Here is an 18,577-nt window from a genome sequence, read left to right on the forward strand (position 1 = left end):
AACCACCGGGCCATCCGGTCAGCACTATGATTTCCAGTCGCACATGGACCCGGGAGCTGCTGAGTGAGTTGATTGAAACCCGGCTTGGAGGGGTGAAGTTCATCGTGGTCTCCAATCGTGAGCCGCACATGCACCGCTATGGGGAGGGAGGAGATCTGGAATGCATTGAGACGACCGGCGGGCTGGCAACGGCCCTGAGGCCCATTTTGGCTGCCACGAAGGGCACGTGGATCGCCCATGGTGCGGGCAATGCGGACCGTGACACGGTGGATGAGCACGACTGCCTGGCCGTGCCGCCCGGGAATCCCAGCTACAAGCTGCGGCGTGTGTGGCTGACGCCGGAGCAGGAGGAGGGCTACTACTATGGTTTTGCCAACGAAGGGCTGTGGCCGCTCTGCCACATCGCTTTCAAGCGCCCGGTGTTTCGAAAAGCCAACTGGGAGAGCTACCAGGAGGTGAACCGCTTGTTTGCCAAGGCTGTGATCGAGGAGGCGGGGGATGAGTCTGCCATCATCTTCATTCAAGATTACCATTTCTGCCTGCTGCCGCACATGCTGAAAGAGATGGGGCATGAGAAGCTCATTGTCGCCCAGTTCTGGCACATTCCCTGGCCGAACCCCGAGATGTTTCGCGCCTGCCCGTGGTCGCAGGAACTCGTGGAAGGTTTGCTGGGCAATGACTTGCTGGGCTTTCACATTCAGAACCACTGCCAGAATTTCTTCGAGACGGTGGACCGCTCTCTGGAAGCGATGTTGGACCGCGAGAGCTGGCAGATCACACGTGGCGGCCACGTCACGCGTGTGCGCCCGTTTCCGATCAGCATCGACTTTGAGGCAGCGACGGCGCTGAGCACCAGCGCGGAGGTGCAGGCCGCCATGGAGAAGTGGCGGCGAAAGCTGCGGCTGGGAGATCGCCTGCTGGGAGTGGGCATCGAGCGGCTGGACTACACGAAAGGCATCCCAGAGCGGCTGCGCGCGCTGGACTGCTTCATTGAAGCGCATCCCGAATGGCGAGGGAAATTTACGTTTGTCCAAATCGCCGCGCCCAGCCGGTCGCACCTGCCGGAATATCAGGCCGTGGAGGATGAGATCGAGGGGCTGGTGGACCACCTGAACTGGCGCTGGGGCCGCATGGGCTGGCAGCCGGTGGTGTTTCTGAAGAAGCAGCATGGCCCGGTGGACATGGCGGCCCTGCACCGGCTGTGCCGGTTTTTCATCGTGAACTCGCTGCACGATGGCATGAACCTTGTAGCGAAGGAATTTGCCGCCAGCCGTGACGACAATGACGGGGTGCTCATCCTGAGCCGCTTTACCGGCGCCTCCCGCGAGCTAGACACCGCGCTGGGGGTGAACCCTTTTGCGATCGAAGAAACAGCGGAGGCCATCCATCAGGCGCTGATGATGGAGCCGGAGGAGCGGGAGCGGCGAATGAAAGCCATGCGGGAAAAGGTGGCGTATAACAATGTCTATCGCTGGGCGGGCAGCATACTCTCCCGTCTCATGAAGCTGGACATTCCCGAGTCTCCTTGACTTGAAACCATGAAACCGCACTGGACTGAACAACGCAGCGCTTTGCAGCACTGGTTGCTGATGAGTCCGCGAGTTCTGATCGGCTGTGACTTCGACGGCACGCTGGCCCCCATCGTGGCGCATGCGGACGATGCGCGTCTTCCGGCATCCACCTTGGCGGTGCTGCAGCGACTGATTTCATTTCCAGGTGTCACTTTGGCCTTCATCTCCGGCCGGTCACTGGAGGATTTGCAGCAGCGCGTGGGTCTGCCGGGTGCGCTGTATGCGGGCAACCATGGGCTCGAGATGACAGGGCAGGGGGGCTCAGTCACTGTGGCTCCTAGTGTTCTGGAAAGCCTGCCTGCCATGTGTGAAGTGCAGAATGGGCTGACGTCTTTGCTCAACCCGATTCAAGGTGTGTGGATCGAGGACAAAGGGCTGACGCTCTCCGTGCACTATCGCCTAGCGGAGCACAGCCGCCATGCGGAGATCGAGCGGCTTGTGAGGCAGGCAGTGGTTGATAATAAGAATCTGATCGTCAAACCTGCCAAGTGCATCTGGGAAATCCGGCCTGTGATTGACTGGGACAAGGGCAAGGCGCTGCGCCACTTCATGCAACGCCAGCAAGTGTCCGCAGAAGCCACCGCTTTCCTGGGTGATGACATCACGGACGGTGATGCATTCCGCGAACTGCCGGATGGATGGACTTTCTTTGTGGGAGATGAAGCCGACCCGGCTGCGCGGCTCTGGGTGCGTGATGTGCAGGACTGCGCCGCCCTGCTGAAATGGATGTCTGAGGTCAGGGCCGCCGCCCACGTGATGCGGTGAGAAAAACAAAACCGGTTTCATCACCATTGCCGAATCCAAAGTGAAAGGATTTTAACATCATGAAAAAATCACGTTTTGTTCTTCTGGCAGCTCTCCTGGCCTTGGCCGTGTCGGGAACATCGCTGAAAGCGGGAACCAAAGAAGACCAGGAAGTACAGCAGGCCGCCGCGATCATGCATCGCTTCAGATCCATGCCTGAAAAGAACATCCCACACCACGTCATGCGTGATGCCAAAGGTCTGGCCATTCTCACCGTGACCAAGGGTGGATTCATCTGGTCGGGCAAAGGTGGCCACGGCGTCGTGGTGGCACGGACGAAGAACGGCTGGTCCGGGCCGTCGTTCATCCGCACCGGCGGTGTCGGCTTCGGTGCGCAGATCGGTGCTGAAGTCACGGAATACGTGCTGGTGCTGAACACACCGGAAGCCGTGCAGGCGTTTGCCAAGGATGCCAATGTGGAACTGGGCGGCTCCCTCAGCGTGGCAGCCGGACCGGTGGGCAGAAATGCCGAAGCGGGGGTGACGCCGAAGGCGGCCGTGTACTCCTACAGCCGCAGCCAGGGCTTGTTTGCCGGCGCATCGCTCGAAGGAGCGGTGGTCGCCACGAACAAGAAGGCGAATCAGCGCTACTACCAGACCCCTATCAGCGCGAGTTCCATCCTGCGAGGCAACGGGCACAAACCCGCCAGTTCCGGGCAGTTGATCAGCAGCCTGTGACATTTCAACCGAAGTCCTCAGGCTCCTCAAACCGCATTGCAGTCAGTTGAGAGCCTGTCTCGTCGGTGACGCGCCGCAGCTCATGGAGCTGCGGCCAGCGCCCGCTCCTTTTCCAAAATGGCGAGGCTGGTTTTCAGAACGGTGTCTGGATTGAGCGAGATGCTGTCGATTCCCTGCTCGACGAGGAACTGGGCAAATTCGGGATAGTCGCTCGGAGCCTGGCCGCAGATGCCGATCTTGCGGTGTTTCTCGCGGCAGACCTTGATGACCTGAGCGATCATGGTTTTGACCGCTGGGTTTCGTTCGTTGAAGATGGGAGCGACGATCTCGCTGTCGCGATCAACACCGAGGATGAGCTGGGTGAGATCGTTGGAGCCGATGCTGAAGCCGTCAAAGATCTCGGCGAATTCGGCTGCGAGGATGACGTTGCTCGGAATCTCGCACATGACGTAGATCTCCAGCCCGTTGGCTCCGCGTTTGAGACCATGCTTTTCCATCTCCGCCTGCACGCGCTGGCCTTCTTCGATGGTGCGGCAGAAGGGGATCATCACTTTGAGATTGGTCAGGCCCATGTCTTCACGCACGCGGCGCACGGCCTGGCATTCGAGGGCGAAGCCCGCCTGATAGCGCGGATGGTAGTAGCGGGAGGCACCACGGAAGCCGATCATGGGGTTCTCCTCCACGGGCTCAAAGGCTTTGCCGCCGATGAGGTTGGCATACTCGTTGGATTTGAAGTCGCTGAGGCGGAGGATAACGTCCTTCGGATAAAATGCTGCTGCGAGCATGGCGACGCCTTGTGCGAGGCGATCAACAAAGAACTGCGGCTTGTCCGTGTAGGTGCTGGTGAGCTTTTCGATCTCCGCTTTGGCCGCCTGGTCCGCGAGCTTGTCAAAGTCCAGCAGCGCGAGCGGATGGACCTTGATGTAGGTGTTGATGATGAACTCCATGCGGGCGAGGCCGACGCCATCGTTGGGGAGGAATGAAAGAACGAAGGCCTCCTCGGGATTGGCAAGGTTCATCATCACCTTGGTGCGCGGGCGCTGGAGGTCTTTGATGTTGGTCTGCTGCACCTCGAAGGGGAGACTGCCTTCATAGACAAAGCCGGTGTCTCCTTCTGCGCAGGAGAGCGTGACAACCTGACCTTCCTTGAGCAGTTCGGTGCCGTGCTCGGTGCCGACGATGGCGGGCACGCCGAGTTCGCGGCTGACGATGGCGGCATGGCAGGTGCGGCCACCGCGATTGGTGACGATGGCGGCGGCCTTCTTCATCACCGGTTCCCAGTCGGGGTCGGTCTTGTCGGCCACGAGAATGTCGCCTTCGCGGAACTCACGCAGGAACTCCACACTCTTCACCACGCGCACGGGGCCGGATGCAATTTTCTCACCGACGCTGCGGCCGGTGATGAGCACCTTGCCGCGCTGCTTGAGCTTGAAGTTCTGGATGACGTCTCGGTCTTTCTGCGCCTGCACGGTCTCAGGCCGGGCTTGAACGATGAACAACTCGCCCGTGCGGCCATCCTTCGCCCACTCAATGTCCATCGGCGTCGGCTGGCCGCGTTTGGCGGAGTAGTGGTCCTCGATGATGCAGGCCCACCTGGCGAGTTGCAGAATGTCATCGTCACTGAGCGCGAAGCGTGCGCGGTCTCCGCGGGAGACGGGCACGTTTTTGACCATGCGGCCGCCACCGTTGTCATAGATGAGCTTGAACTCCTTGGATCCTACGCGCTTCTGCAGAACGGGCCGGAAGCCCTGTTTCAAGGTGGGCTTGAAGACATAGTATTCGTCTGGATTCACGGAGCCGAGCACGACGTTCTCGCCCAGACCATAAGCGGCATTGATGAGCACAGCGTCGCGGAAGCCGGTCTCGGTGTCGATGGTGAACATGACGCCCGCAGATCCCAGATCAGACCGCACCATGCGCTGCACGCCGATGGAAAGCGCAATGGCGGTGTGCTCAAAGCCCTGATCCACGCGATAGGATATGGCGCGGTCGGTAAAGAGTGAGGCAAACGAACGCCGACAGTGCTCCAGCAGCGAGGCATTGCCCTGCACATTGAGGTACGTCTCCTGCTGGCCTGCAAAGCTGGCATCTGGCAGATCCTCCGCCGTGGCGCTGCTGCGTACGGCGACATCCAGCGGCAGCTTCCCGGGGCCGCTGAGATCCAGATAAGCTTTCAGGATTTCATCTTCCAGATCCTCAGGCAGCGCCGTGGCGAGGATGGCCTGACGCACCTCGCTGCCGCGCTGCTGGAGGTTGTCCATGTCGGCGGTGTTCAATCCACCGAGGATTTCCTGGATGCGCTTGTCCAGGCCCGTGCTTTGAAGGAAATGCCGGTAGCCCTCCGCAGTGACGGCAAAGCCATCGGGCACTTTTACGCCTTGGGAGCTCAGCTCATGGAACATCTCACCAAGCGAAGCATTCTTGCCGCCGACGAGTGGAATGTCGCCAATCGAGATATCGGCGAACCAACGGATGAAACGAGGTGATGTGGTCATGATATAAACTTTCACGTCTTGGCAGACTTGCTCGGCCAGCATTGGCGAACACTGGGCCGATCATGTGGCCTGCGCGAATGAGCCGGGTTCAAGCGGTTTCCTCCCGGTCGGTGGATGGGCCCATATGACGGCTGAACCAGTGTGTGCTGAGGTGAGCCACCTGCTCCACTTTGCCAGGCTCTTCAAAATGATGCGTGGCACAGGGAATGACGCGAAAATCCTTCTTGCAGCACAGCTTGCCATAGGCCTCATCATTCCAGCAGAGCACCAAGTCATCGCAGCCACCCACGACAAAAAGCGTAGGAGAGCGAATCAAATGAAGCACATTGCCTGCGAGATCAGGTCGTCCGCCTTGTGAGACCACGGCTGCAATGCGCTCACCAAGTGCCGCCGCCGCCATGAGCGTGGCTGCGCCGCCGGTGCTTGCACCAAAATATCCCACTTTGAGGCCACGCGTCGCCGTCTGCTTTTCCAGCCAGCGTGTGACGCCGATCAGGCGTTGTGCCAGCAGGTCTATGTCAACGCGCAAGGCAGGGGTGCTTGCATCCTGCTGCTTTTCTTTGTGTGTCAGCAGATCAAACTGCAAAGTGTCGAGGCCTGACTCGCGAATCATTTTTGCGAGATATTGTTCGTGAAGGTTGTGCAGGCTGCTGCCACTGCCAGGTGTTAACAGCACCACGCCGGGTGCGTCATCCGGCAGTTTCAGCTCACCTTCGAGCTCCACATGGCCAGCGGGGATTTTCACGGTGGCGCGCGATGCAAATGAGGGAATGGCAGTGAATGTTTTCATGAAGTTGCTCATTTCTCCCGGTTTGAAATTTCTCACAAAAATGGGGCGCGAAAATCACAGAGGAGAAACAGCCGGCGAGCGTGACACCGGCTGCCTCCGCCTTATGGCCCCATCATTTAGCTTTTGGTGCGCGGGGCCAGCTGCACCGAAAAATTACCGGGATTTGGCGTGCTGCTGTGCGGACTTGGGCTGGCTCTTGACCAGTCTTTTGCCAGAGGACGCAGTGGCAGGCCTGGCCGCGTTTGCTGCTTTTGCTTTGGCGGTGGACTGCCCGTCGAGGTTGTCAAAAAACCGTTTCTCGGCTTGCTGCCATAAATTGAGATCCTCGACAGGGGGACAACCAGCCTTTCGCCAAAGGTGGTGGGCAATCTGGCTGGTTATTTCAAAGCGGTCTTCGGTGCGGTGGTTGGGCATGGTGTTCATGGGCGTGTGGTATGGGAATGAAAAAGTCTCATTGAGGCTGCTTCAGCCGTTGATGCCCCAGTAACGTGGAGCGGACTGGAACTCCCCGCCGAAGGGCTTGGCCCGGTGATGAATGGAGGCGGGACTCTTGCTGCCGACGAGCTGCGTGGCAAAGTTGCAGTCCAGGCGCTGGTCAAAATCTTCGTTGCACATGAATTCGGTCTGCCAAGTGTCAGCGAGCTCTTTCAGATGAGCGCAAAGCGGTCCCGCTTTGCTGTTGAACCCGGAGTCGTCTTCATGCAGGGCGACAATGACGGGACGTCTCTCGCGCTGCAGTTTGTGAACCGAGTCAAACCACTGTTTGATGTGCCGGGGCAGCGGCGACTCGTCTGCGGCGGAGACGATGAGCAAATCCGCCGCCGCTGCCGCACGGATGGACGTGGGGCGCTCCTCCACTCTTTCCAACTTGTCAAAGCTCCATGTGACCGGATAGACCTGCAGATCGGGACACAGGGTGAACTTGAGCCATTCCAAGGCCTCCATCGCACGAATGCCGGTGAAGAAGCCATCATGAATGGCAATGACAGAAAAAGCGGGTTTGGATGCCCTGGCGTTCGGTTGATGCAGTGTGGGTGCTGGCGCGGTGTGTTGCATGGCAGGGAGGATGCTGAGGGGTGAAAAATCTGACAATGAGCAGAGTCTCTCTGTGCTTATCATCCAATGGCTTATTGGCTCTCAGTCCGGCGGGGAGGAGGAATGCTGCCACCGCACATGTGCTTCAGGACAGCTTCAGCAGAAAGATGTCAGCCCCGGGATACGCAGCCGCTGCGCGTGCCGCCCATGCTGCGTCAGCAATCACGATCACGGCTGTCATCACGGCAAATGAGGGCAGAACTTCATGGAGCGGCAGATAACGGACGCCTTCTGAATCGTCCTCCATCTCCGTCTGGCTGGAGCGCGCCACATAGGCATAGCCATCGTGGTTGAGGTGGTGCGCCAGAGCCTTCACCCTGTCATCGGGCGGAAGGGCAACCGAGCCGCATGCGACGGGCTCAGGGGCGATGATGAGAAAGTTGCGGTAGGGCGGCTGACGCTCTGCATCAGAAACTGCCGCACGAATGGCGAAAACCTGGAGTGCTTGTTTCATGGGATGCGAGATCAGCTCTCAATTCTTGCAAGGTTTGTTTCTTGAGTTTTCACTGCGTGCACGGTTTGGGCCATGCAGTCTTGAAAGCGTTTCATGCTATGCTCCAGGGAGCGGCTGAGCGAAGGCATGGGATCGCCAAGCCATCGGTACACGCCGCTCAAGTCGAAGCCGACTTGCACCATGATCCAGGTGCGGAGATGGCTGATTGGCTCAAAGCATACGGCACCAAAGCCGGGGTGAGGTGTGCCCTGAACGCTCTTCCAGGCGATGCGGTCAAAGGGCACCTGCTCGCAAACTTTCGCCTGCCACGCAAACTGGTCGAACGTAGTCCGGATGCGCCAGGTCATGCGGCTGCCATCATGAGACTCGGGCAGCTCAGTACCCCGCATGAAATGGGGAAACTCATCAAACCTGATCCAGGCATCATAGGCTGCAGTGAACGGCACCGGCACCTCGATGGACATGACCAGATAAGATCCTTCTTCATCGCTGAAGGTGCTGAGGATGAGGTTCAGTCCGTCTCCAGAAAGCACCGCATCTTCGCACACGATTTCCAATGAGGAAGGCTCAGTGCCCGCATCCTGCTGCTTAGGGGGCGGTGGCATCCGTTTCTGTTTGCCGGCCTTGATTCGTGGGAACTGGGAATGCCGCCGGGTGGCGTGGCCGCGGTGTCTGCGCTCCTGGCGATAACGCTTGATTTTCATGGCTGATGGTTGGCTCATAAGTGGGATTGCTGGGGGGGAGGCGGACGAAGGGCCGCCATGCGGCGCTAGCGTGCTTCGACGTCGGTCATGCGGGTGCGAGGTTTTTCACGCTTGGGCAGATGGACGATCAGAAGATCCCCCTTGAACTCCATGCTCGCCGCCTCGCTGACCACATCCTCCGGCAGGGTGAAGTTCAGCAAAAAGCTGCTGTGCTGGCTGGTGAGGCGGTGATAATGCTTCTCCTTGTTGTTCTCCTCAAATTCGCTGGTGAGCTCAGCGGAGATGGTCAGCACATCGCCGTTCACCATCGCGATGACTTGATCGTGCCCGACTTCCGCCAGGTGTGCCGTGACCATGTATTCATGCTCACACTCAAGGAAGTCACAGGCCGGGTTTAAAGCCGGTTGCGAATGCAGTTTACGCTGGCTGCCAAGGTCCCTCAGCCAGCGGTGCTTGAAAAGTGAGCCGAACCGACGGGCGAGACTGGTCAGATTCAGATCGCGGGAAGTGTGGCAGTTTCCTCCGTCTGAATCTTCACCGTCAGACAAAAATGGCCGGAGCTGCCTGGAGTGTGCGGGCATGCAACCACCGGAAATTTCGCTTAAAATTTCCTGTCTCAGATGGCGGACGTTCCCGGCGGCTGGTGTCTCCTGCTGAAAGTTTCCAGTTCTCATGCGCCGATGCTAAAATGTGCGCAGGCATGGGCAATGGGGAGACTCTCCCGACGCATCTCAGCCAATGGCTGAGGCGATCCCGGCTTGGTGGCCGAATGCCCGCATCAGTTCCGCACCACGCGCACGGGGCTGCCGTTGTCCACCCACTCGTAGAAGAATTTGGCGGGATTGCCGCCGTCCAAGGGGACGCGGATGCAGCCATGGGAGGCTGGGTAATTTGGCACGGAGGTGAAGCCGTGGATGAAGACGTTGCCGTAGATCTGCACGCTCCATGGCATGGGCGCGTTGTTGAAAAGCTTGGAGTAATGCATCCGCTGGCGGAAAGGGCCTGCGGTAAAGTTGCCGGCCGGGGTGCGGCCATTGCGGCCGGAGCTGATGTGGGTTTGCAACACCAGACGGCTGCCCTGCCAGGCACGGAGCTGTTGTTTGGCCAGGCTGACTTCCACCTGCTTGGGGCTGACGATGAGGGTGAAGCGGTGAAAGCCCCACCCGACCACGATGCGGCCGTCTTCGTCACGGATGAAGACTCTTGCGCCTGCCAGTTCGAGATCACTGGTGCGGATGAGCTCCGTGCCATCGATGAGCTGGCGCAATGAACCGGCGGGCACGGCAACGTCGTGAAGACGAATACAGCGGCCAATCTCATCACGCTGCACTTTCCAGTGCAACTGATCCGCTGCTTCATTGAGCGGCACGTAAATGACACCGGGCACCAAAGCGAAAGTCACGGCTTCCAGCGGCGCTTCGGCATGCAGCGTGGTCTGGCCCAGCCAGACCTGGCATGCCAGGCAGATCAGGAGGGTAAAGCGGGCCAATAAAGACATGGCAGGACAAGGAAGCTTCATACCTGCTCCCCCACCCAGCGGACGGCGTAGTGGATGAGTTCGGTGCCGTTTTTCAGGCCGAGCTTTTCCTTGATGTGGCCGCGATGAGTGTCCACGGTTTTGAGGCTGATGTGGAGTTCCTGGGCGATGGCGCGGTTGTCCTTGCCCTGGCCGGTGAGGCGGAGGATTTCGAGTTCGCGGTCGGTGAGTTTTCCCACGGTGGAGGTGCTGGTTGATGAACGGGGGCGGGAGAGGGCGTCGAGGATGGCGGAGGCGGTGCGCTCGCTGGCATAGACCTGGCCGTTGAGAACTTTGGTGATGGCATCGCGCATCTTTTCGGGGCCTTCCTGTTTCATGATGTAGCCGCGCCCGCCGGCACGCAGCACACGCTCGGCATAGAGCTGCTCATCATGCATGGAGATGACGAGCACGGGAAGTTCAGGCCGGATGGCATGGACGTCCTGAAGAAGCTCAAGGCCGCTTTTTCCGGGGAGGTTGATGTCCATGAGGACGAGATCGGGATTGAGCTTTGAGATGGAGTCAAAGGCGTCGCGGGCGTTGTCGGCCTCACCGCAGACAACGACACCGGGAATGGCTGCGGCGATGCGGACGAGGCCATCGCGGAAGACGGGGTGGTCATCGACGATGAACACTTTTTTAGCGGGCGGGCCGGATGCTGTTTTAGCCATGGTGGTGCTGGGTTGAGGTATGTGATGTGGGAATGGTACAGAAAACGGTGGTGCCGAGGCCGGATTGATTGCGCTGGATGTCAAGAATGCCGCCAATCATGTCCGCGCGGTACTTCATGATGCGCAGGCCCATGCCCAGGCGTTTGGGGTCCAGTTCGGTGATGCCCCTGCCATTGCCCTTGTCGTGAATGGAAAGCACGGTGCGGTGGGGATTGGTGGAGAGTTCAATGTCGATCTCCTTGGTCTGTCCATGCTTGACGGCGTTGGTCACTGCTTCCTGGGCGATGCGGTAGAGGTGCGTGGCCGTGGTGTTGTCCGTCTCCATGGATGGCGGGCATTTGCAGCGGCATTGAATGCGGAACATCTGGCTGGTGCGCGCGGCCAGCTCATCCAGCGCGGCAACGAGACCGCCCGCCTGCACGGCCACAGGGTGCAACCCGCGCGCGAGTGACCGTGTCAATGCCAGCGCTTCCTTGAGCAGGCTGGCGATTTTGTCCGCGCTTTCGACTTCGGATGATTTCTGCTCGATCAGGCGGGATTTGAGCAAGTCGCTGAGCAGCCAGAGGCCGGCGAGCTGCTGGCCCAGGTCATCGTGCAAATCCTGGCCGATGCGCTGCTGCTCGTGCTCACTGATGTGGAGGATTTCCTTTTCGAGCTTTTTGCGCGCGGCAATCTGCTGTTTCAATTCGGCATTGGTGTGCTGAAGCTGAAGGGTGCGTTCCTCCACCCGTTTCTCCAGTTCGTCATTGAGCCGGCGGATCACCTGCTCGGCGCGTTTGCGTTCGCTGACATCGACATGGGCGATGACGACGGAATGAGGGCCGTTGCCAGTGAAAGGTGTGACGTAACCGACAAACCAGCGCCGCTGGGTGGGGGAATGGCATGCGTATTCCATGCTGAAGCGCGAGGATTCACCGCTCATGACATCGCGAATGCCGGCGGCAAAGCGTGCCGACTCTTCGAATCCCTTCGCCGCAGCCGAATCGCACACTTCCAGGTAGTTTGAGCCGATGCCCCCGGCATTGATGGTTCCACCATTCTCCTGGACGAAGGCTGTCCAGGACTTGTTCGCGCTGATAATCCTGCCGTGGGCATCCAGCACGACAATGCTTGCAGGTATGGCCTCCAGCGTGGACTCGGCGAAGTGCCGTGCTTTCAAAATTTCATCTTCTGCCTGCACCCGGTCATTGATGATTTCGGCAAAGAGAATGATGCCTCCGATTTTGCCCTTCGCATCGAACCAGGGGCGGCACTCCCATTTCACCCAGTCGATGCTGCCGTCTGCGCCGGGGAACTGGTCGCGCGCGCAGCTCTCGGTGGCACCGGCCAGACAACGCTGGTGGATCTGCTTCCAGCGCTCAGGGATGTCAGGGAAGACTTCATAATGTGACCGGCCGATGAGGTCGCCGGTTTGGAGCCGGAAATCCTTCGCCCAACGGTCATTAACGATGAGGTAGCGCATGTCGCGATCAAACATCACCACGGGTGCGGGTGCATTTTTGATGAAGAGGCGAAGGCGCTCCTCACTGGCGAGCAGGGCCTGCTCAGTTTGCTTGCGGTCGGTGACGTCCTCCGCGATGCCCACAATGCAGCGAACGGAGCCGTCCTCATGGTAGAGGGTCGTGGCTGTGCCGCTGACCCAGATCGTGGCACCGTCCTTGCGCAGGTAGCGGCGCTCCGTTTCATAGGTGGGGAGCTTTCCATGCAAGACCTGCTCCACGCGCTCCCGGTTGATAACTTCATCGTCTGGATGGGTGAGGTCTCGTGGGGACATGCCGGCCAGCAGTTCCTCGCGGCTGTAACCGGTGATGGAGCAGAAGCGGTCATTGACCCGGGTGAAACACCCATCGGCCCCGACTTCGACGGTGCCAACGCCGACGTTTTCAAAAAAGCCGCGGAACCGTGCTTCGCTCTCGCGCAGCGCCGCCTGAGCCTGCTCGGCTTTTTCCCGGGCATCAATGGCTTCTTCCATCAGATGGAGCGCCGCAACCCGTGAGTCGCGCAACGACTGATTGGCCTGGGTGAGTTCCGCGGTGCGCTCGATCACACGGCGCTCGAGTTCGGCGTGGGAACGGGCCAGCGCCTGCTCAGCGGCGGTGAGGCGCGCCTGCTCTTCCAGTCGTGCCAGCGCGCGCTGCACCACGGTGGACACCATGGTGATGAAGTTTGCATCCTTGACCAAGTAGTCGAGAGCCCCACGTTTCATCATCTCAACAGCCACGCGCTCGTCCCCCTGGCCGGTGATGATGATGAAGGGCAGGTGATCGTGAAACCCATCCAAGTGGTCGATCAGATCGTTTCCACGCAACCCCGGCAGCTTTAGATCCAGCAAAACCAAGTCTGCGGCGTTGTCCTTCAACCAAACAACGGCATCTTCGCCGGAGTGGACGGCGGGGGCATGATGGCCGTCTCGTTCCAGCTCACGCGTGATGAGGCGAGAGATGCCCGGATCATCATCCACCACAAGAATGGTCGCTGGCGTGTGCGGCTGGGCCATGAGGGGTCAGAGTTGGTCGTTGATTTCGGGGACCTTCACGAGGGAGACGAAGAGGCCGAGCTTCGCGATGGCCTCGGCGAACCTGTCGTAGTCCACGGGTTTGACGATGTAGCTGTTGCAGCCCAGCAGATGGCAGCGCTCGATCTCGCGCGGATCATCCGTGGTGGTGAGCATGATGACCGGCAGCTTGCGCAGAAAGACGTCTTCCTTGATCTGGCGCAGGGCTTCGACGCCATCCACCTTGGGCATGCGGATGTCGAGCAGCAGCAGGTAGGGAGTGTCCGTCTTGCGATGTGGGCCGGGTCCCAGACGGAAGAGGAAATCCAGCACCTCCTGGCCGTTTTCGCAGCGCAGGATGGGGTTGTGAAGTCCCCCGCGGTTGAGACTTTTTTCAATCAGCCGTGCGTGTCCGGCGTCGTCTTCCGCGATGATGATCACCAATTCCTGCATCATGGTCATGGATTCCTCGAGGTGGGGGCCAGGGTCTGCAGAAGGACTTCAGTTTTCATGTTCAATACGCATTGAAAATGAACCACTCAGGTGGAGGCAACAACGAGGCAGAGGAAGTTCACGTCTCAGCCGATGGCTGAGATGGCCTGCGAGTTTTCTCTGAGACGACTTTTGCGCGGCGGTGCGTTCGGAAGGATGGTTTGGGACAGGCATGGCACGGGGCACGATGAATTCCATCCTGCCACAGGGCTGGCCTGCAGGCTCAGCCGCCGCTGTCATCTTGATGCCCAATTTTAACCATTCTGAGGGGCCCCAGAAAGACGGTGGGCGCTTATGAACGAGGATCGGGTCCCGATGCGGCGGCGCGCTCTTTGCGCACCTTTCTCATGTGGCGGTAGCCGACCAGCCTGCCGAGCTTTTCATCCCACAGACGGAGTGACAGGGACTTCAGGCTGGAGAAGAGGGTGATGGGCTTGACCTCATGGAACATGGGGTCGGCCTTGTGGCAGCGCTCCAGATTGTAGTTGGGGATGCGCGGGCTGAGGTGGTGGATATGGTGAAAGCCGATGTTGCCGGAGAACCACTGGAGCACTTTGGGGAGCTTGTAGAAGGAGCTGCCCTGAAGGGCGGCTGCGGTGTAGTCCCAGTTTTCATCGCGCTCCCAGTACACATCTTCAAACTGGTGCTGCACATAGAACATCCAGATGCCGATGCCGCCGCCAACCATCTCGATGGTCATGTGAATCAGGAGGTAAGGGATGATCCCGAACGCCCAGCTCAGCAGCACGGCGACGCTGAGAATGGCCAGGTTCATCCAATGCACGGAGGCGCGCTCGCGCGGGCTGGCCGTGGAGGATGGAAAGCGCTGTGAAATGACGAAGAGATAAAGAGGGGCGATGCCAAAGAGCACGAAGGGATTGCGAGCGAGACGGTAGGCAAAGCGCTTCCAACGTGAGGCTTTGAGGTATTCCTCCACGGTCATGGTCCATACGTCGCCGGTGCCGCGCCGGTCCAGCGCGCCTGCCGTGGCATGGTGGATGGAGTGCTCCCAGCGCCAGTGGTAGTAGGGGGTGAGCGTCAGCACGCCGGTGATGAAACCGACGATGTCATTGGCCAGGCGTGACTTGAAGAAGGAGCCGTGCCCACAGTCATGAAAGATGATGAAAATGCGGATGAGAAACAAACCCGCCAGCGCCGCGAGGGCAAAGGTGAGCCAGTAGGAGTAGGAGAGGCTGAGGTACATCAAGTACCAGAGTGCCGCATAAGGGACGAGGGTGTCGACCAACTGCCAGATGGCGCGCCCGAGGGAGGGCTGCTGATATCTCAAAACAATCGCCTTCCAAGCGGCTGTGTCGCGCCTGGGGATCCGGCTTTCTTGAGTCGGCACCGGTTGAAGGGTGGTGCTCATGAAAACACATTACCACACCTGCGGCGCAATGCACTACGGGTCTTGCGAATTCGTTGCCCCGTTTTGTTCCCTGGGCAGGCTGCAGGTGACGCGGGTGCCGCCGCTGCGCTGCTTCTCGATGGCGAGTCTGGCACCGATCATGCCAGCACGATAATGCATGATGCGCAGGCCCATGCCCTGCCGCTGCGGATCGGGCGTGCCGATGCCGATGCCATCATCTTTGATGGTGAGAGTGAGGGTTTCCAAATCTGACGAGAGCCCGATGAGCACATGCTTGGCGTGACCATGCTTGACGCCGTTGCTTACGGATTCCTGGGCGATGCGATAGAGGTGCGTGGCCGCCGTGTTGTCATTCATCTGAACCGAGCCGGAGCATTCAAACTGGCAGTCGATATGAAACAAGCTGGTCATGCGTGCGGCAAGATCATGCAAGGCGGACATGAGGCCGTCTGGCTCTGCGGCCACGGGGTGGAGGCCGCGGGCCAGGCTGCGGGTCATGGCGACGGTCTTTTTCAGGAGCTCGGTGATCTTGGCGGCCTCAGGCACTTCGGGCGCGGCACGGCTGGCGAGGCTGCGGCTGAGCATGGTGGCCATGATGCTGAGGCCGGCGAGCTGCTGGCCGAGATCATCATGCAGATCCCGGCCGATGCGCTGCTGCTCCAGTTCGCTGATCTGAAGGATTTCCTGCTCCAGCCGGTGGCGGTCGGCCTCGGCGGCGGCAAGGCGCTGCTCCTTGTCCAACTGCGAGAGCGCACGGCGGACCACGGTGGGGACGAACTCGATGAAGTTCACGTCCTTGACGAGGTAGTCGAGAGCGCCGCGCTTCATCATGTCCACGGCCACGCGTTCGTCCCCCTGACCGGTGATGATGATGAAGGGCACGGAGCGGCCCATGATCACCATGGACTCAATGAGAGCGGGGCCTTCCATGTCCGGCAGTTTGAGATCGAGCAGGAGCAGGTCTGCGCGGTGGTGCTTCAACCATTCCGTGGCCTCCAGGCCTGAGCCGACTGCGGTGGTCTGATAACCCTCCCGCTGCAGTGCGCGGCCGATCAGGCGGGTCAGCCCCGGATCATCATCCACCACAAGGATTGTGACTGGCGGCGGAGTGGCGGACATGACGGGGATCAGGGCTTGCCGTTGATCTCAGGCACCTGCACGAGGGAGACGAACATGCCGAGCTGCTTGATGGCCTCGGCAAACTTGTCATAGTCCACGGGTTTGACGATGTAGCTGTTGCAGCCGAGGAGGTGGCAGCGCTCGATCTCGCGCGGGTCATCCGTGGTGGTGAGCATGATCACGGGCAGCTTGCGCAGGGAGGGGTCTTCCTTGATCTGGCGCAGGGCCTCCACGCCGTCCACCTTGGGCATGCGGATGTCCAGCATCAGCAGATAGGCGGTGTCACTTTTGCGGTGCGGTCCGGGACCGCGGCGAAAGAGAAAGTCGAGGACATCCTGGCCGTTCTCAAAGAACTGAACTGGATTGTGCAGGCCCACGCGGCCCAGATTTTTTTGAATCAGCCGTGCGTGGCCGGCGTCATCTTCGGCGATGATTATCACTACCTCTTCTGTCATGATCAACGCTTAGACTTGGTGGGCAAGGCTGGCAAGCTGACAAAAAAGATGCTGCCATGATCCGGACTGGACTCGACCCAGATTTTTCCATCCAGGCGCTCCAGAATGCGCTGGGCGATGGTGAGGCCGAGGCCTTCTCCCTGGCTGTGCGAGGGGTTCAGCCGGTGAAAAATTTCGAATGCCTTCTGCTGGTGAGCGGGGGCGATGCCGATGCCGTTGTCCTTGACCTCGTAGGTCACGTGGGTGCCCTCCGTCCGGCCGCTGATGCTGATGAGTCCGGGGCGCGTGGGATCGAGGTACTTGATGGCGTTGTCGAGGAGGTTGGAGAAGACCTGGTTGATCTGCGTGGCGTCACCGAGGCAGTCGGGAAGAGGGCTGATATCCAGCCGGGCGCCGGCCTGCTGGAGCTGAAACTCCATGGAGTGGGCGATCTGCTGGATCATCTCCTGCATGGACAAGGGCTCGACCGTGAGGGCCGCACGGCCCAGGCGCGAGAAGCGCAGCAGGCCTTTGAGCAGGGAGTCGATTTTGGAGACACCGGCCTGGATGAAGCCCAGGGATTCAGGGATGTCTTCCTCGATGGCCGGCCGCAGATCGGCCTTGGGCACGGTGGCGTCTGGTGTGGAGGCGAGGGTTTTGTGCAGGGCTTCGCAGGTGCGTGCAAGCTCGCGGCTGAAGCCCTGGATGTTCACCAAGGGGGAGCGCAGATCGTGCGATGCCACGTAAACGATGGCCTCCAGCTCCTTGTTCTTTTCGGCGAGGGTCTGCGCGAGTTCGGCGAGCTTTTCTTCATCGCGCTTGCGCTGGGTGATGTCGGTGCGGATGGCGATGTACTGCTGGGGCTTGCCGGCGGCGTCCACGAAGGGGAAGATCGTGGTGTGCACCCAGTAGATGCTGCCGTCCTTGGCGCGGTTGCGGATTTCACCTTTCCATGTTTTGCCATGGCCGATGGTGCTCCAGAGGTCGTGGAAGAACTCCTTGGAATGATGGCCGGAATTGATGATGCGGTGGTCCTGACCGAGGAGCTCGCTGCGGCTGTATTTGGAGATCTCGCAGAACTTGTCATTCACATAGGTGATGATGCCGCGTGCGTCTGTGGTGGCGACGATGGAATGGGCGTCCAGCGCCGCCTTGAGATCGATCAACTCCTTGACCAGAATGTGCTGCCCGTCGGGCGGTTTGACCCCGGGCAGGTGGTCTGCCTCGAGGAGTTTGAGCCGTTCAATGAGCTCAGCTTTGGTCATGCCGGAGTAGTCAGTCATTCGTGCTTAATTGTGGCGAGGTTCCATGCCAAAGCACAATGAAAAAAACGAGCAGGTGCAGATCCTGTTACTTCATCTTCGATTTCAGTTTGATCGTTTCACCGGCCACCATGAAGCTGCCGTAGCCGCGATGATGCAGGGTGCGGGATTTTTCACGGCGGGATCCATCCATGCCTGAACGACTTCGAGGACGAACAGCGAGTATTGGGACACCATCCGCGTGTCCACCACCCGGCACTCCAGGCTGGCATGGCACTCGGCGATGAGTGGTGCGCCGACCTTTTTGGCAGGCATCGGCGTGAGGCTGAAGCGTTTGAATTTGTCGATCTTCGCACCCGTGGTGTTGCCACAGCCCACCACCTTGTCTGCCAGTTCCAGGGTGGGGATGTTGATGACGCATTCCTTGCTGGCTTTGAGCAGGTCGAAGGAATGGTTGCGGTCACTCATGACGATGGCCACCAGCGGGGGCTCAAACTCAAGCATCATGTGCCAAGACAGCGTCATGACGTCGCGGCGGTCCTTGTGGGCTGTCGTCACGAGAATGACGGGGCCGGGCTCCAGCAGTCCGTAAACCTTGGACAAAGGGTAGGATCTGCGGGCCATGGCTTG

At 59.8% G+C, this 18,577-nt stretch carries 18 protein-coding genes and 1 pseudogene; 3 read left to right on the forward strand and 16 right to left on the reverse strand.

Features of this window, described 5'->3' with window-relative positions; all coding sequences use genetic code 11:
• Window positions 1–26 precede the first annotated feature (26 nt).
• From AC3RLQ_RS05955 to AC3RLQ_RS05965, 3 genes are read left to right on the forward strand one after another with little or no spacing between them, the layout of a single operon-like run.
• Window positions 27–1,529: an alpha,alpha-trehalose-phosphate synthase (UDP-forming) gene (locus AC3RLQ_RS05955; RefSeq protein WP_493035258.1), complete on the forward strand. Its 1,503-nt coding sequence runs from the start codon at window positions 27–29 to the stop codon at window positions 1,527–1,529.
• 9 nt (window positions 1,530–1,538) lie between these two features.
• Complete coding sequence (gene otsB, locus AC3RLQ_RS05960) at window positions 1,539–2,336, forward strand: trehalose-phosphatase (RefSeq protein ID WP_493035260.1); 798 nt, start codon at window positions 1,539–1,541, stop codon at window positions 2,334–2,336.
• A 59-nt stretch (window positions 2,337–2,395) separates the two neighbouring features.
• Complete coding sequence (locus tag AC3RLQ_RS05965) at window positions 2,396–3,052, forward strand: lipid-binding SYLF domain-containing protein (RefSeq protein WP_493035262.1); 657 nt, start codon at window positions 2,396–2,398, stop codon at window positions 3,050–3,052.
• An 80-nt stretch (window positions 3,053–3,132) separates the two neighbouring features.
• Here the strand turns inward: AC3RLQ_RS05965 and ppsA are convergent, their stop codons facing one another.
• The 16 genes and pseudogenes from ppsA to AC3RLQ_RS06045 all read right to left on the reverse strand — a co-directional run bounded on the left by ppsA (window position 3,133) and on the right by AC3RLQ_RS06045 (window position 18,571).
• The gene (ppsA, locus tag AC3RLQ_RS05970) at window positions 3,133–5,547 is read right to left on the reverse strand and encodes a phosphoenolpyruvate synthase (RefSeq protein ID WP_493035264.1); all 2,415 of its coding nucleotides are present in this window, start codon (window positions 5,545–5,547) and stop codon (window positions 3,133–3,135) included.
• Between the two features lie 88 nt (window positions 5,548–5,635).
• A complete protein-coding gene (locus tag AC3RLQ_RS05975; protein WP_493035266.1) occupies window positions 5,636–6,337 on the reverse strand; it encodes a dienelactone hydrolase family protein in 702 nt (233 codons plus the stop codon).
• 153 nt (window positions 6,338–6,490) lie between these two features.
• The gene (locus AC3RLQ_RS05980; protein WP_493035268.1) at window positions 6,491–6,760 is read right to left on the reverse strand and encodes a DUF2934 domain-containing protein; all 270 of its coding nucleotides are present in this window, start codon (window positions 6,758–6,760) and stop codon (window positions 6,491–6,493) included.
• 42 nt (window positions 6,761–6,802) lie between these two features.
• On the reverse strand, window positions 6,803–7,393 hold the full coding sequence (locus AC3RLQ_RS05985) for a hypothetical protein (protein ID WP_493035270.1): 591 nt from the start codon (window positions 7,391–7,393) through the stop codon (window positions 6,803–6,805).
• A 124-nt stretch (window positions 7,394–7,517) separates the two neighbouring features.
• Window positions 7,518–7,886, reverse strand: coding sequence for a hypothetical protein (locus AC3RLQ_RS05990; RefSeq protein ID WP_493035272.1), 369 nt, complete (start codon window positions 7,884–7,886; stop codon window positions 7,518–7,520).
• 11 nt (window positions 7,887–7,897) lie between these two features.
• Window positions 7,898–8,590 (reverse strand): SRPBCC family protein, encoded by a 693-nt coding sequence (locus AC3RLQ_RS05995; RefSeq protein ID WP_493035274.1) that lies wholly within the window; start codon window positions 8,588–8,590, stop codon window positions 7,898–7,900.
• A gap of 65 nt (window positions 8,591–8,655) precedes the next feature.
• Entirely contained in the window at window positions 8,656–9,264 is a 609-nt protein-coding gene (locus AC3RLQ_RS06000; protein ID WP_493035276.1) for an Hsp20/alpha crystallin family protein, read from the reverse strand.
• Between the two features lie 104 nt (window positions 9,265–9,368).
• Window positions 9,369–10,088, reverse strand: a complete 720-nt coding sequence (locus AC3RLQ_RS06005; RefSeq protein ID WP_493035278.1) for a L,D-transpeptidase — start codon at window positions 10,086–10,088, stop codon at window positions 9,369–9,371.
• 17 nt (window positions 10,089–10,105) lie between these two features.
• The gene (locus AC3RLQ_RS06010; protein WP_493035280.1) at window positions 10,106–10,777 is read right to left on the reverse strand and encodes a response regulator; all 672 of its coding nucleotides are present in this window, start codon (window positions 10,775–10,777) and stop codon (window positions 10,106–10,108) included.
• The gene (locus AC3RLQ_RS06015; RefSeq protein ID WP_493035282.1) at window positions 10,770–13,274 is read right to left on the reverse strand and encodes a PAS domain S-box protein; all 2,505 of its coding nucleotides are present in this window, start codon (window positions 13,272–13,274) and stop codon (window positions 10,770–10,772) included. The genes AC3RLQ_RS06010 and AC3RLQ_RS06015 overlap by 8 nt, the downstream gene beginning before the upstream one ends.
• 6 nt (window positions 13,275–13,280) lie before the next feature.
• On the reverse strand, window positions 13,281–13,727 hold the full coding sequence (locus tag AC3RLQ_RS06020; protein ID WP_493035284.1) for a response regulator: 447 nt from the start codon (window positions 13,725–13,727) through the stop codon (window positions 13,281–13,283).
• 328 nt (window positions 13,728–14,055) lie between these two features.
• On the reverse strand, window positions 14,056–15,132 hold the full coding sequence (locus AC3RLQ_RS06025; RefSeq protein ID WP_493035286.1) for a fatty acid desaturase: 1,077 nt from the start codon (window positions 15,130–15,132) through the stop codon (window positions 14,056–14,058).
• Between the two features lie 33 nt (window positions 15,133–15,165).
• Window positions 15,166–16,251, reverse strand: a complete 1,086-nt coding sequence (locus AC3RLQ_RS06030; RefSeq protein WP_493035287.1) for a sensor histidine kinase — start codon at window positions 16,249–16,251, stop codon at window positions 15,166–15,168.
• Window positions 16,252–16,259: 8 nt separating this feature from the next.
• Window positions 16,260–16,706, reverse strand: a complete 447-nt coding sequence (locus AC3RLQ_RS06035; protein ID WP_493035289.1) for a response regulator — start codon at window positions 16,704–16,706, stop codon at window positions 16,260–16,262.
• Window positions 16,707–16,708: 2 nt separating this feature from the next.
• Window positions 16,709–17,968 (reverse strand): ATP-binding protein, encoded by a 1,260-nt coding sequence (locus tag AC3RLQ_RS06040; protein WP_493035291.1) that lies wholly within the window; start codon window positions 17,966–17,968, stop codon window positions 16,709–16,711.
• 67 nt (window positions 17,969–18,035) lie between these two features.
• Window positions 18,036–18,571, reverse strand: a pseudogene (locus AC3RLQ_RS06045) (flavin reductase family protein).
• Window positions 18,572–18,577: the final 6 nt, after the last annotated feature.

This window comes from Prosthecobacter sp. GW821-HT29F12, assembly GCF_058803405.1.

Bases quoted from the DNA above. Each gene is read 5' to 3' on its own strand.
- AC3RLQ_RS06025 (WP_493035286.1), bottom strand. From the start codon at position 15,132: ATGAGCACCACCCTTCAACCGGTGCCGACTCAAGAAAGCCGGATCCCC.
- AC3RLQ_RS05955 (WP_493035258.1), top strand. From the start codon at position 27: ATGATTTCCAGTCGCACATGGACCCGGGAGCTGCTGAGTGAGTTGATT.
- AC3RLQ_RS06010 (WP_493035280.1), bottom strand. From the start codon at position 10,777: ATGGCTAAAACAGCATCCGGCCCGCCCGCTAAAAAAGTGTTCATCGTC.
- AC3RLQ_RS06035 (WP_493035289.1), bottom strand. From the start codon at position 16,706: ATGACAGAAGAGGTAGTGATAATCATCGCCGAAGATGACGCCGGCCAC.
- AC3RLQ_RS05995 (WP_493035274.1), bottom strand. From the start codon at position 8,590: ATGAAAATCAAGCGTTATCGCCAGGAGCGCAGACACCGCGGCCACGCC.
- AC3RLQ_RS05980 (WP_493035268.1), bottom strand. From the start codon at position 6,760: ATGAACACCATGCCCAACCACCGCACCGAAGACCGCTTTGAAATAACC.
- AC3RLQ_RS06040 (WP_493035291.1), bottom strand. From the start codon at position 17,968: ATGACTGACTACTCCGGCATGACCAAAGCTGAGCTCATTGAACGGCTC.
- AC3RLQ_RS06020 (WP_493035284.1), bottom strand. From the start codon at position 13,727: ATGATGCAGGAATTGGTGATCATCATCGCGGAAGACGACGCCGGACAC.
- AC3RLQ_RS06015 (WP_493035282.1), bottom strand. From the start codon at position 13,274: ATGGCCCAGCCGCACACGCCAGCGACCATTCTTGTGGTGGATGATGAT.
- AC3RLQ_RS05985 (WP_493035270.1), bottom strand. From the start codon at position 7,393: ATGCAACACACCGCGCCAGCACCCACACTGCATCAACCGAACGCCAGG.
- AC3RLQ_RS05965 (WP_493035262.1), top strand. From the start codon at position 2,396: ATGAAAAAATCACGTTTTGTTCTTCTGGCAGCTCTCCTGGCCTTGGCC.
- ppsA (WP_493035264.1), bottom strand. From the start codon at position 5,547: ATGACCACATCACCTCGTTTCATCCGTTGGTTCGCCGATATCTCGATT.
- otsB (WP_493035260.1), top strand. From the start codon at position 1,539: ATGAAACCGCACTGGACTGAACAACGCAGCGCTTTGCAGCACTGGTTG.
- AC3RLQ_RS05990 (WP_493035272.1), bottom strand. From the start codon at position 7,886: ATGAAACAAGCACTCCAGGTTTTCGCCATTCGTGCGGCAGTTTCTGAT.
- AC3RLQ_RS06030 (WP_493035287.1), bottom strand. From the start codon at position 16,251: ATGTCCGCCACTCCGCCGCCAGTCACAATCCTTGTGGTGGATGATGAT.
- AC3RLQ_RS06000 (WP_493035276.1), bottom strand. From the start codon at position 9,264: ATGAGAACTGGAAACTTTCAGCAGGAGACACCAGCCGCCGGGAACGTC.
- AC3RLQ_RS05975 (WP_493035266.1), bottom strand. From the start codon at position 6,337: ATGAAAACATTCACTGCCATTCCCTCATTTGCATCGCGCGCCACCGTG.
- AC3RLQ_RS06005 (WP_493035278.1), bottom strand. From the start codon at position 10,088: ATGTCTTTATTGGCCCGCTTTACCCTCCTGATCTGCCTGGCATGCCAG.